The organism is Escherichia sp. XD33 (assembly GCF_019375075.1).
Classification (GTDB): domain Bacteria; phylum Pseudomonadota; class Gammaproteobacteria; order Enterobacterales; family Enterobacteriaceae; genus Enterobacter; species Enterobacter flexneri_A.
Window position 1 is genome coordinate 38,937 of record NZ_JAENDM010000017.1, and the last position, 12,684, is coordinate 51,620.

The following is a 12,684-nucleotide window of genomic DNA, read 5'->3' on the forward strand; positions in this document are numbered from 1 at the left end:
GAGGGCTTCTCTCCAGTGAAAAATAGTGCGACTGCGTTGTTATGCATTGCACTGTACCAGTACACGAGTACAAAAGACAGAAAAAAAGCCCCGATGGTAAAAATCGGGGCTGTATATATTATTTTACAGATTGTGTTCGCTGTTCAGCGATGATTACGCATCACCACCGAAACGACGACGACCGGTAGAATCATCACGACGCGGAGCGCGGCCTTCACGACGTTCGCCGCTAAAACGACGACCATCACCACGGCCACCTTCACGGCGTTCACCGCTGAAGTTACGACCGCCTTCACGACGTTCGCCACCGAAACCACGACCACCGCCACGACGCTCACCGCCAGTATGCGGCTGTGCATCGCCCAGTAACTGCATGTTCATCGGCTTGTTGAGAATGCGAGTGCGCGTAAAGTGTTGCAGCACTTCACCCGGCATACCTTTCGGCAGTTCGATGGTGGAGTGAGAAGCAAACAGCTTGATGTTACCAATGTAACGGCTGCTGATGTCGCCTTCGTTAGCAATCGCACCAACGATATGACGAACTTCAACACCATCATCGCGGCCCACTTCAATGCGGTACAGCTGCATATCGCCAACATCACGACGTTCACGACGCGGACGATCTTCACGGTCACCACGCGGGCCACGGTCGTTACGATCGCGCGGACCACGGTCATCACGGTCACGGAATTCACGTTTCGGACGCATCGGCGCATCTGGCGGTACGATCAGAGTACGTTCACCCTGTGCCATTTTCAGCAGTGCCGCAGCCAGAGTTTCGAGATCCAGCTCTTCACCTTCAGCAGTCGGCTGAATTTTGCTCAGCAGTGCGCGGTATTGATCCAGATCGCTGCTTTCCAGCTGCTGCTGTACTTTAGCGGCGAATTTTTCCAGACGGCGTTTGCCTAGCAGTTCTGCGTTCGGCAGTTCTACTTCCGGAATAGTCAGCTTCATAGTACGTTCAATGTTGCGCAGCAGACGACGCTCGCGGTTCTCAACGAACAGCAGCGCGCGGCCAGCACGACCCGCACGACCGGTACGACCGATACGGTGAACGTAAGACTCAGAATCCATCGGGATATCGTAGTTAACTACCAGGCTGATACGCTCAACGTCCAGGCCACGGGCTGCAACGTCGGTCGCAATCAGGATGTCCAGACGACCATCTTTCAGGCGTTCCAGTGTCTGTTCACGCAGCGCCTGGTTCATGTCACCGTTCAGCGCGGCGCTGTTGTAGCCGTTACGCTCAAGAGCTTCAGCCACTTCCAGAGTCGCGTTTTTGGTACGAACGAAGATAATCGCCGCATCAAAATCTTCCGCTTCCAGGAAACGTACCAGTGCTTCGTTTTTGCGCATACCCCAGACAGTCCAGTAGCTCTGGCTGATGTCAGGACGGGTAGTCACGCTGGACTGAATGCGCACTTCCTGCGGCTCTTTCATAAAGCGGCGGGTAATGCGACGAATCGCTTCCGGCATGGTTGCAGAGAACAGAGCGGTCTGATGACCTTCCGGGATCTGCGCCATAATGGTTTCAACGTCTTCGATGAAGCCCATGCGCAGCATTTCGTCAGCTTCATCCAGAACCAGACCGCTCAGTTTAGAGAGGTCCAGAGTGCCACGTTTCAGGTGGTCCAGCAGACGGCCCGGAGTACCGACAACGATCTGCGGCCCCTGACGCAGGGCGCGTAATTGCACGTCATAACGCTGGCCGCCGTACAGAGCAACCACATTTACGCCGCGCATGTGTTTAGAGAAATCCGTCATTGCTTCAGCAACCTGTACCGCCAGTTCGCGGGTCGGTGCCAGCACCAGAATCTGTGGTGCTTTCAGCTCAGGATCAAGATTCTGCAACAGAGGTAAAGAGAATGCTGCAGTTTTTCCGCTCCCCGTCTGGGCCATACCCAGAACGTCGCGGCCATTCAGCAGATGTGGAATACACTCTGCCTGAATTGGAGATGGTTTTTCGTAACCCAGATCGTTAAGGGCTTCAAGGATAGGAGCCTTCAGGCCCAGATCTGCAAAAGTGGTTTCGAATTCAGCCATGTAGTACGTGTGCCTCAAAATTAATGGCGGCCAGTCTACATAACTCATCATGAAATTGATCAGCAATTTTCATTGAAAAGTGTGAACCGGCTCAAAGTAGGTGTATTAACGAACAACAACGCCCTCACCCGTTAAGGTGATGGCAATCAAAAAAGATTACGGGCTGATGTGTACGTCAGCTATTGCTGGTCCGATTCTGCCAGGTCATCTTGGTCCTGGCCCAGGAGCGATAATTCCAACAATGCGTATCGGTGCTCAACAAAGTTATGAACGTTGTTGGCAACCGCCAGTTTGAACAGTGCCGTGGCGCTGTCCAAATCCCCCAGACTTAGGTAGTACTTACCTAAATAGAAGTTGGTTTCACTGAGATGCTCAGCGAGCGAGGTGTTATCCGTTGCGTCCGCCTTGAGCCTTTCCATTAACGTTTGTTCGCTAATGTTGCCCAGGTAGAACTCGACAATGTTCCATCCCCACTGTTCCTTATCCGATTTTTCGAAGTGCTGTTTCAACACTTCTTTAGCCTGCTTCTCATCGAGCTTCTGCTCGGCGAGATAAAGCCACAGACTACGGAAAGGATCATTGGGATCGTCTTGATAAAACGCCAGCAGATCATCTTGCGCTAACTTGTCACGACCGCCGTAATATAATGCGATCCCGCGATTCAAGTGCGCGTAGTTGTAAGTTGGATCAAGCTCAAGTACAGAATCAAACGCTTCATAGGCAGCATCAAAATTGCCTGCCTGCGTTAAATATATGCCTAAGTAATTGAATACTTCAGGCATATCCGGTCGGATTGCCAGCGCTTGCGAAAAATCGTTACGCGCTAATGCCCTCAGACCGAGACTATCATACAACACTCCGCGCTCATATAAAAGCTGTGCGCGTTCGTCATCGGTTAAAGCCCGACTGGCAAGGATTTGTTCCATACGTGCCAGAATCACTTCCTGCTGTAAAGTCGGTTGCAATGGTACCGCGAGGACTTCACTTTTACGCCAGGAAGTATTACTGCATCCTGCAAGCGTAAGTGCTGTCGCAACGAAACACCAGCGCAAAAAAGGCTTCATTTCCCACTCCCGAAGACCACGGTTGAATGAACGTCCTGTTCCCGGTTGCTAACAAGGCGTCCTGCCCGGTTAAAAGCCCCCCGCCGCAGCGGAGGGCAAATGGCAACCTTACTCGCCCTGTTCAGCAGCCGGAGCTTCCGGTGCTGCAGCAGGTTGAGACTGCTCAGTCGCTTCTTTAATGCTCAGACGGATACGGCCCTGGCGATCAACTTCCAGAACTTTCACCGGTACTTCCTGACCCATCTGCAGGTAATCGGTCACTTTCTCAACGCGTTTGTCAGCGATTTGAGAGATGTGGACCAGACCTTCTTTACCGCCGCCGATGGCAACAAATGCGCCAAAGTCAACGATACGGGTCACTTTACCAGTGTAGACGCGGCCCACTTCGATTTCTGCAGTGATCTCTTCGATACGACGAATAGCATGTTTCGCTTTCTCGCCGTCGGTCGCTGCGATCTTCACAGTACCGTCATCTTCGATTTCGATGGTGGTGCCGGTTTCTTCGGTCAGGGCACGGATAACAGAGCCGCCTTTACCGATAACATCTTTGATCTTGTCCGGGTTGATCTTGATGGTATGGATACGCGGTGCGAACTCAGAGATATCGCCACGCGGCGCGTTGATCGCCTGTTCCATTACGCCCAGGATATGCAGACGCGCACCTTTAGCCTGGTTCAGCGCAACCTGCATGATCTCTTTGGTGATACCTTCAATTTTGATATCCATCTGCAGTGCAGAGATACCGTCGCGGGAACCTGCAACTTTGAAGTCCATATCGCCCAGGTGATCTTCGTCGCCTAAAATGTCAGACAGTACAACGTAGTTGTCGCCTTCTTTCACCAGACCCATTGCGATACCCGCAACGGCAGCTTTGATCGGCACACCTGCGTCCATCAGCGCCAGAGACGCGCCGCACACGGAAGCCATAGAAGAGGAACCGTTGGATTCAGTGATTTCAGACACAACACGTACGGTGTACGGGAATTTGTCCATATCCGGCATGACTGCCAGCACGCCGCGCTTCGCCAGACGACCGTGACCAATTTCACGACGCTTCGGAGAACCGACCATGCCGGTTTCGCCTACGGAGTACGGAGGGAAGTTGTAGTGGAACAGGAAGGTATCGGTACGTTCGCCCATCAGTTCATCAAGAACCTGCGCGTCACGAGCAGTACCCAGCGTTGCGGTAACCAGCGCCTGCGTTTCACCACGGGTGAACAGCGCAGAACCGTGAGTACGCGGCAGCACGCCAGTACGCACATCCAGACCACGGATCATATCTTTTTCACGACCGTCGATACGCGGTTCGCCTGCCAGTACGCGGCTACGAACAACGTTTTTCTCGATCGCGTGCAGAATTTCACCCAGTTCGTTTTCGTCCAGGGTTTCGTCTTCAGCAAGCAGCGTCGCGATGGTTTCAGATTTGATGACATCAACCTGCGCATAACGCTCTTGTTTGTCGGTGATGCGGTAAGCATCGCTCAGGCGAGCTTCAGCCAGTGCAGCAACGCGCGCGTTTAGCGCTTCGTTTACCGGCTCCGGCTGCCAGTCCCAACGCGGTTTACCGGCTTCTTTCACCAGTTCATTGATGTTCTGAATAACAACCTGCTGTTGTTCATGACCGAACACTACTGCGCCCAGCATCTGGTCTTCGCTCAGCAGTTGAGCTTCAGATTCAACCATCAGTACAGCGGCTTCAGTACCGGCAACAACCAGATCCAGTTTGCTCTCTTTCAGCTCGTCCTGAGTCGGGTTCAGTACGTACTGGTCATTGATGTAACCTACGCGGGCAGCACCAATCGGGCCATTGAACGGAATACCAGACAGAGACAGCGCTGCGGAAGCACCAATCATCGCGACGATATCCGGGTTAACTTGCGGGTTAACAGAAACCACGGTGGCGATAACCTGAACTTCGTTGACGAAGCCTTCCGGGAACAGCGGGCGAATCGGGCGGTCAATCAGACGCGCGATCAGGGTTTCGCCTTCGCTTGGGCGGCCTTCACGACGGAAGAAGCTACCCGGGATACGACCAGCAGCGTAGGTACGCTCCTGATAGTTAACGGTCAGTGGGAAGAAGTCCTGACCTGGTTTGGCTTTTTTCTGGCCAACAACGGTAACGAATACCGCGGTGTCATCCATGCTAACCATAACAGCGGCAGTAGCCTGACGAGCCATCATGCCGGTTTCCAGAGTCACGGTGTGTTGGCCGTACTGGAATTTACGAACGATCGGATTAAGCAATGTAATATCCTTTCTCTTTCTTAGACAGTACCTTACGGCACTGGTGTTAATACCCGATCTTCTGCGCATCCTCGCGACTAATGACAACCCTAACCCAGCTCTATGTGGGTAAAGCCTCTCATTAGCCGCGCGAACCTCTGCAACGGAAGATCATTCATAGCAACAATACATTAGTTTCCAGTGAATTGCTGCCGTCAGCTTGAAAAAAGGGGCCACTCAGGCCCCCTTTTCTGAAACTCGCAAGAATTAGCGACGCAGACCCAGGCGCTCGATGAGCTGGGTGTAACGTGCTACGTCTTTACGTTTCAGGTAGTCGAGCAGTTTACGACGCTGAGAAACCATGCGCAGCAGACCACGACGGCTGTGGTGATCTTTTTTGTGCTCTGCAAAGTGGCCCTGCAGGTGGTTGATCTGTGCAGTCAGCAGTGCTACCTGAACTTCGGTAGAACCGGTGTCGTTTGCGTCACGACCAAACTCAGAAACGATTTTAGCTGTTGCTTCAGTACTTAGAGACATTTTAAAACTCCAAAGTATATAGAATGAAAGGACGCCGATCTCTAATTCAGCGATCCCAGTGTACGTTACGCAAAGTGTTAAACAATTTACGCGACGTTAAGCGGCAGTATTCTACTCGTAGCGACCTGTTATCGCAAGACGGTTAACATTACGCCGGGTATTCAACCACCAGGCGACGAGGCGCAACGCGGCCTTCATCGTCAATTTCGCCCATACCGATAAATTTGCCGTTCTCACCTTCCGTGACGCGAACCAGTCCTTCCAGTGGCGCACCAGATGTACGAACCGGGTTACCATTTTTGAAGTAAACAGAAGACGTTAACGGAAGATTCACCACCGGATAGTCCGAAGCTGGACTGTCCATTGGCATCAGTAATGGATCAAGTAACTCCGCGGCTGGAATATCCTGCTGTTCAGCTTGCTCAACAAGTTCACGCAGGTGCTCCAGGGTCACCATCCGTTCAACCGGATATTTACTTACCGCCAGACGGCGCAGGTAAATAACATGCGCGCCACAGCCGAGTTTTTCACCCAGGTCATCAATGATGGTGCGGATATAAGTGCCTTTTGAGCAGTGAATTTCCAGCTCCAGCTCATTGCCTTCATGGCGAATAAACAGCAATTCATAAACGGTAATCGGACGCGCTTCACGCGGAACTTCAATGCCCTGACGCGCATATTCGTACAGTTTTTTGCCCTGATATTTCAGTGCTGAATACATCGAAGGGATCTGTTCGATATCGCCACGGAAAGTATCCAGTGCCGCTGCCAGCTGCTCTGCGCTAAAGGTTACCGGACGTTCTTCAACGATCTGTCCGTCGGCATCAGAAGTATCGGTACGCTGTCCAAGACGCGCAATGACCCGATAGCGTTTGTCGGAGTCCAGCAGATACTGGGAAAACTTCGTCGCTTCCCCGAGGCAAATCGGCAACATGCCGGTCGCCAGCGGGTCCAGCGCACCGGTATGCCCGGCACGGTTGGCGTTATATATACGTTTCACTTTTTGCAGCGCATCGTTGCTGGACATACCCTGAGGTTTATCCAGCAACAAAACGCCGTTAATGTCGCGACCGCGACGACGAGGACGACTCATTAGTCCTCCTTGCTGTCGTCCGGGTTAACACGACGTTCTTCGTCATGTTTGACCACGCTGGTCACCAGGTTTGACATGCGCATCCCTTCAACCAGAGAGTTGTCGTAGAAGAAGGTCAGTTCCGGCACGATACGCAGGCGCATCGCTTTCCCCAGCAGGCTGCGGATGAAACCAGAAGCTTCTTGCAACGCTTTGATGCCCGCTTTAACCGCGTCTTCATCTTTGTCGTTGAGGAACGTCACATATACTTTGGCATACGCCAGGTCGCGAGACATTTCGACACCGGAAACGGTGGTCATCATGCCCAGGCGAGGATCTTTAATTTCACGCTGCAGGATGAGAGCGATCTCTTTTTGCATTTCCTGCGCTACGCGCTGCGGGCGACCAAATTCTTTCGCCATAATAAATTCTCCTGACAAAAAAGGGGCTGTTAGCCCCTTTTTAAAATTAATTTCAGGTGGAAGGGCTGTTCACGTTGACCTGATAAGACGCGCCAGCGTCACATCAGGCAATCCATGCCGGATGCAGCGTAAACGCCTTATCCCGCATGGAACCCTAAAAACCTTAAGCAATGGTACGTTGGATCTCGATGATTTCGAATACTTCGATCACATCGCCAGTGCGGACGTCGTTGTAGTTCTTAACGCCGATACCACATTCCATACCGTTACGGACTTCGTTAACGTCATCTTTGAAGCGGCGCAGGGACTCCAGCTCGCCTTCGTAGATAACCACGTTGTCACGCAGAACGCGGATCGGGTTGTGACGTTTAACCACACCTTCGGTAACCATACAGCCTGCGATGGCACCAAATTTCGGCGATTTGAACACGTCACGAACTTCCGCCAGACCGATAATCTGCTGTTTCAGTTCCGGAGACAGCATACCGCTCATCGCCGCTTTCACTTCGTCAATCAGGTTATAGATGACGGAGTAGTAACGCAGATCCAGGCTTTCCGCTTCAATCACTTTACGTGCAGAGGCATCAGCACGTACGTTAAAGCCAACCAGGATGGCGTTGGACGCCGCAGCCAGGGTGGCGTCGGTTTCGGTGATACCACCTACGCCAGAACCGATGATCTTCACTTTAACTTCGTCAGTAGACAGTTTCAGCAAGGAGTCGGAGATCGCTTCGACAGAACCCTGTACGTCTGCCTTCAGGACGATATTCACTTCGTGAACTTCGCCTTCGGTCATGTTGGCGAACATGTTCTCGAGTTTAGATTTCTGCTGACGCGCCAGTTTAACTTCGCGGAATTTACCCTGACGATAGAGTGCAACTTCACGCGCTTTCTTCTCGTCACGTACAACGGTAACTTCATCACCCGCAGCCGGTACGCCGGACAGGCCGAGGATTTCCACCGGAATGGACGGACCCGCTTCCAGCACTTCCTGACCCAGTTCGTTACGCATCGCACGAACACGACCGTATTCGAAGCCACACAGAACGATATCGCCCTTGTGCAGAGTACCTTCACGTACCAGAACGGTAGCAACCGGACCACGACCTTTATCGAGGAAGGATTCGATAACCGCACCGCTCGCCATACCTTTACGTACCGCTTTCAGCTCCAGAACTTCCGCCTGCAGCAGGATAGCGTCCAGCAGTTCATCGATACCGGTACCCGCTTTCGCAGATACGTGTACGAACTGGCTTTCACCGCCCCACTCTTCCGGCAGGATGCCGTACTGGGAGAGTTCGTTCTTAACGCGATCCGGATCAGCTTCTGGTTTATCGATCTTGTTCACTGCAACCACCACCGGTACCTGCGCCGCTTTCGCGTGCTGGATTGCTTCGATGGTCTGCGGCATCACACCGTCGTCGGCAGCAACAACCAGGACTACGATGTCCGTTGCCTGCGCACCACGAGCACGCATTGAAGTAAACGCGGCGTGCCCCGGGGTGTCCAGGAAGGTGATCATGCCGTTTTCAGTTTCAACGTGGTATGCACCAATGTGCTGGGTAATGCCGCCCGCTTCGCCAGAGGCCACTTTCGTTGAACGAATGTAGTCCAGCAGAGAGGTTTTACCGTGGTCAACGTGACCCATGATGGTCACAACCGGCGCGCGCGGTTCAGCCGCAGCACCCGTGTCACGGTCGCTCATTACCGCCTCTTCCAGCTCGTTTTCACGACGCAGGATAACTTTATGGCCCATCTCTTCAGCAACCAGCTGTGCGGTTTCCTGATCGATAACCTGGTTGATGGTTGCCATTGCGCCCAGTTTCATCATCGCTTTGATGACCTGAGAGCCTTTAACCGCCATCTTGTTCGCCAGTTCGCCAACGGTGATAGTTTCGCCGATCACAACGTCACGGTTAACGGCCTGAGCAGGCTTCTGGAAGCCTTGCTGCAGCGAAGAACCTTTACGTTTTCCGCCTTTACCGCCACGTACTGCTGCGCGTGCTTCTTCACGATCAGCTTTTGATTCAGCGTGTTTGTTGCCTTTCTTCGGACGCGCTGCTTTCGCGTTACGACCACGGCCACGGCCGCCTTCGACTTCACGATCGCTTTCGTCTTCTGCCTGGCGAGCATGTTGAGAAGTAGTGACGTGATAATCGCTGGAATCTTCAGTCGGTTCCGCGTTATCAGTCCATTTGTTTTCTTCCGCCATACGACGTGCTTCTTCAGCAACGCGACGTGCTTCTTCTTCGAGTTTACGACGCGCTTCTTCTTCAGCTTTACGCTTGAGCTCTGCAGCTTCCTGCTCACGGCGGGCTTTTTCAGCCTGGGCGTTTTTAGTCATATCGTCTTGTTGATTGCTCACTTTGTCTTTTTCCGCAGCTTCACGTTTCGCTTGTTCAGCAGCTTCACGCTTAGCTTGTTCTGCGGCCTCACGTTCAGCTTTTTGTTGCGCCTCGCGTTTAGCCGATTCTTCTGCCTCACGACGGGCTTGCTCTTCCGCTTCACGCTGCGCTTGCTCTTCCGCTGCAAGGCGTTCAGCCTCTTGCGGATCGCGTTTCACAAAGGTGCGTTTCTTGCGGACTTCGATTTGTACCGATTTGCTTTTTCCACCGGTACCAGGAATGTTAAGGGTGCTGCGTGTTTTACGTTGCAGCGTCAATTTGTCCGGGCCTGAATTTTTCTGATTCAGGTGGTCAATCAAAGTCTGTTTCTCTTGTGCAGACACAGAGTCGTCAGCAGACTTCCGGATACCTGCATCAGCAAATTGCTGTACCAGGCGTTCCACGGAGGTCTGTCGCTCTGCGGCCAGCGTTTTAATCGTTACATCTGTCATGCTGTTCCTTCCTGCTACAGTTTATTACGCTTCGTCACCGAACCAGCAAATATTACGGGCAGCCATAATCAGTGCTCCGGCTTTTTCGTCGGTCAACCCTTCGATATCAGCCAGATCATCAATGCCCTGTTCGGCGAGATCTTCCAGCGTACAAACGCCACGGGCGGCCAGTTTGAATGCCAAATCACGATCTACCCCTTCAAGGTTCAGCAGATCATCAGCCGGTTTGTTATCACCGAGGCTTTCTTCCTGGGCCTGTGCAATGGTGGCCAGTGCATTTTTAGCACGCTCGCGCAGTGCTTCAACGGTCGGCTCATCAAGGCCTTCGATTTCCAACAGCTCTTTCATCGGCACATAGGCCAGTTCTTCCAGCGTCGAGAAGCCTTCTTCTACCAGAACAGTCGCGAAGTCTTCGTCGATGTCGAGATATTTGGTGAAGGTGTCGATCGCTGCGTGCGCTTCCGCCTGATGCTTAGCCTGCAGGTCGTCAACGGTCATCACGTTGAGTTCCCAACCGCTCAGCTGCGAAGCCAGACGCACGTTCTGACCGTTACGGCCAATCGCCTGCGCCAGGTTACCGGCTTCAACGGCGATATCCATGGTGTGTTTATCTTCATCCACCACGATAGAAGCAACGTCTGCCGGTGCCATTGCGTTAATCACGAACTGCGCCGGGTTATCATCCCACAGGACGATATCGATACGCTCGCCACCCAGTTCAGTAGACACCGCCTGAACACGCGCGCCACGCATACCTACGCAAGCACCTACCGGATCGATACGTTTATCGTTGGTTTTCACCGCGATTTTCGCACGAGAACCCGGATCGCGAGCCGCTGCTTTAATTTCAATCACTTCTTCGCCGATTTCTGGCACTTCAATACGGAACAGTTCGATCAGCATTTCCGGCTTGGAACGAGTGACGAACAGTTGCGCGCCACGCGCTTCCGGGCGAACGGAATAAAGCACGCCACGAACGCGGTCGCCAGGGCGGAAGTTTTCACGCGGCAGCATATCTTCACGCAGGATCACGGCTTCAGCGTTGTTGCCCAGATCCAGAGAGATGTTGTCGCGGTTTACTTTTTTCACCACGCCGGTGATGATTTCACCTTCGTGTTCACGGAACTGATCAACCACCATCGCACGTTCGGCTTCACGCACTTTCTGCACGATAACCTGTTTTGCCGTCTGGGTAGTGATACGGTCAAAGGTAACAGACTCAATCTGATCTTCAACGTAATCGCCCAGGTTCAGGCTTTCATCTTCATAACGTGCGGCTTCAAGGGTGATTTCCTTGGTCGGCTGGGTGACTTCATCAACAACTAACCAGCGACGGAAGGTGTCAAAATCACCGCTTTTGCGATCGATCTGTACGCGGACGTCGATCTCTTGTTCATATTTTTTCTTTGTTGCTGTCGCCAGCGCGCTTTCCAATGCTTCGAAAATCTTCTCGCGAGGTAGCGCCTTTTCATTGGATACGGCTTCAACTACAGCCAAAATTTCTTTGTTCATCGCGGGCTTTTCACCTCATCCAGACTATTAAAAGTGGGGAACCAGGTTCGCCTTCTGGATATTACTCAGCGCGAACACTTCATCTTTACCTTCGACGGTAACTGTGATCATTTCACCGTCTACCGCTTTGATAACGCCCTGCCATTTACGACGGTTTTGTACCGCCATACGGAGAACCAGAGTCACCTCTTCTCCGACAAAACGGGCGTAGTGTTCAGCCGTGAACAGTGGGCGATCGAGACCCGGTGAGGAGACTTCCAGGTTATAAGCAACGGTGATGGGATCTTCAACATCCAGCACAGCACTTACCTGGTGGCTCACATCAGCACAATCATCAACATTGATGCCATCTTCACTATCAATATAGATGCGCAGTGTGGATGTGCGACCGCGAATAAATTCGATGCCAACCAGTTCAAAACCCAGGGCCTCAACTGGCGCAGTAATCATCTCTGTTAATTTTTGCTCTAATGTGGACAAGCCCACCCCCAAGACATAAAAAAAGGGCCTAAAGCCCAGTTATTCTGTAGTCAGATAACAAAAAACCCCGATAAATCGGGGCTTTATATAACTGAACCCTATAACCGCAACTGCGGTCTGGAGCACTTTCCAGAAGGATTTTTTCAAATCCCACTACGAAGGCCGAAGTCTTCACAGTATATTTGAAAAAGAACTCTAAGGGAAAGTGGTTGCGGGGGCCGGATTTGAACCGACGACCTTCGGGTTATGAGCCCGACGAGCTACCAGGCTGCTCCACCCCGCGCCTGAAACGTGGCAAATTCTACTCGTTTTGGGTAAAAAATGCAAATACTGCTGGGATTTGGTGTACCGAGACGGGACGTGAAATCTGCAGGCATTATAGTGATCCACGCCACATTTTGTCAACGTTTATTGCTAATCATGTGAATGAATATCCAGTTCACTTTCATTTGTTGAATACTTTTGCCTTCTCCTGCTCTCCCTTAAGCGCATTAT

The 12,684-nt window shown here is 52.3% G+C and carries 10 protein-coding genes and 1 tRNA gene; all 11 read right to left on the bottom strand.

The window, feature by feature from the left end:
• Window positions 1-153 precede the first annotated feature (153 nt).
• Complete coding sequence (gene deaD, locus K0778_RS12155) at window positions 154-2,043, bottom strand: ATP-dependent RNA helicase DeaD (RefSeq protein WP_001295553.1); 1,890 nt, start codon at window positions 2,041-2,043, stop codon at window positions 154-156.
• Window positions 2,036-2,116, bottom strand: a complete 81-nt coding sequence (gene yrbN, locus K0778_RS12160) for a protein YrbN (RefSeq protein WP_010723222.1) — start codon at window positions 2,114-2,116, stop codon at window positions 2,036-2,038. Before yrbN ends, deaD begins: the two co-directional genes overlap by 8 nt.
• Window positions 2,117-2,222: 106 nt before the next feature.
• Window positions 2,223-3,107: a lipoprotein NlpI gene (gene nlpI, locus K0778_RS12165; protein ID WP_000802080.1), complete on the bottom strand. Its 885-nt coding sequence runs from the start codon at window positions 3,105-3,107 to the stop codon at window positions 2,223-2,225.
• Window positions 3,108-3,215: 108 nt separating this feature from the next.
• Window positions 3,216-5,351, bottom strand: coding sequence for a polyribonucleotide nucleotidyltransferase (gene pnp, locus K0778_RS12170; RefSeq protein ID WP_001295554.1), 2,136 nt, complete (start codon window positions 5,349-5,351; stop codon window positions 3,216-3,218).
• 246 nt (window positions 5,352-5,597) lie between these two features.
• Window positions 5,598-5,867 carry a 30S ribosomal protein S15 gene (gene rpsO / locus K0778_RS12175; protein ID WP_000059466.1) on the bottom strand — a complete coding sequence of 90 codons (270 nt, stop codon included), beginning with the start codon at window positions 5,865-5,867 and terminating at the stop codon, window positions 5,598-5,600.
• 148 nt (window positions 5,868-6,015) lie between these two features.
• Window positions 6,016-6,960 carry a tRNA pseudouridine(55) synthase TruB gene (gene truB, locus K0778_RS12180; protein ID WP_000089698.1) on the bottom strand — a complete coding sequence of 315 codons (945 nt, stop codon included), beginning with the start codon at window positions 6,958-6,960 and terminating at the stop codon, window positions 6,016-6,018.
• A complete protein-coding gene (gene rbfA / locus K0778_RS12185) occupies window positions 6,960-7,361 on the bottom strand; it encodes a 30S ribosome-binding factor RbfA (protein ID WP_001040205.1) in 402 nt (133 codons plus the stop codon). The genes truB and rbfA overlap by 1 nt, the downstream gene beginning before the upstream one ends.
• 163 nt (window positions 7,362-7,524) lie before the next feature.
• Window positions 7,525-10,197: a translation initiation factor IF-2 gene (infB, locus tag K0778_RS12190; RefSeq protein WP_000133044.1), complete on the bottom strand. Its 2,673-nt coding sequence runs from the start codon at window positions 10,195-10,197 to the stop codon at window positions 7,525-7,527.
• A 24-nt stretch (window positions 10,198-10,221) separates the two neighbouring features.
• Window positions 10,222-11,709 carry a transcription termination factor NusA gene (gene nusA / locus K0778_RS12195; RefSeq protein WP_001031057.1) on the bottom strand — a complete coding sequence of 496 codons (1,488 nt, stop codon included), beginning with the start codon at window positions 11,707-11,709 and terminating at the stop codon, window positions 10,222-10,224.
• A gap of 27 nt (window positions 11,710-11,736) precedes the next feature.
• Entirely contained in the window at window positions 11,737-12,189 is a 453-nt protein-coding gene (gene rimP / locus K0778_RS12200; RefSeq protein ID WP_001300397.1) for a ribosome maturation factor RimP, read from the bottom strand.
• A 206-nt stretch (window positions 12,190-12,395) separates the two neighbouring features.
• Window positions 12,396-12,472: transfer RNA gene (locus K0778_RS12205), tRNA-Met, on the bottom strand.
• Window positions 12,473-12,684: the final 212 nt, after the last annotated feature.

Coding starts and splice junctions, on each gene's coding strand:
- infB (WP_000133044.1), bottom strand. CDS start 10,197: ATGACAGATGTAACGATTAAAACGCTGGCCGCAGAGCGACAGACCTCC.
- deaD (WP_001295553.1), bottom strand. CDS start 2,043: ATGGCTGAATTCGAAACCACTTTTGCAGATCTGGGCCTGAAGGCTCCT.
- nlpI (WP_000802080.1), bottom strand. CDS start 3,107: ATGAAGCCTTTTTTGCGCTGGTGTTTCGTTGCGACAGCACTTACGCTT.
- rpsO (WP_000059466.1), bottom strand. CDS start 5,867: ATGTCTCTAAGTACTGAAGCAACAGCTAAAATCGTTTCTGAGTTTGGT.
- yrbN (WP_010723222.1), bottom strand. CDS start 2,116: ATGAAAATTGCTGATCAATTTCATGATGAGTTATGTAGACTGGCCGCC.
- rbfA (WP_001040205.1), bottom strand. CDS start 7,361: ATGGCGAAAGAATTTGGTCGCCCGCAGCGCGTAGCGCAGGAAATGCAA.
- nusA (WP_001031057.1), bottom strand. CDS start 11,709: ATGAACAAAGAAATTTTGGCTGTAGTTGAAGCCGTATCCAATGAAAAG.
- truB (WP_000089698.1), bottom strand. CDS start 6,960: ATGAGTCGTCCTCGTCGTCGCGGTCGCGACATTAACGGCGTTTTGTTG.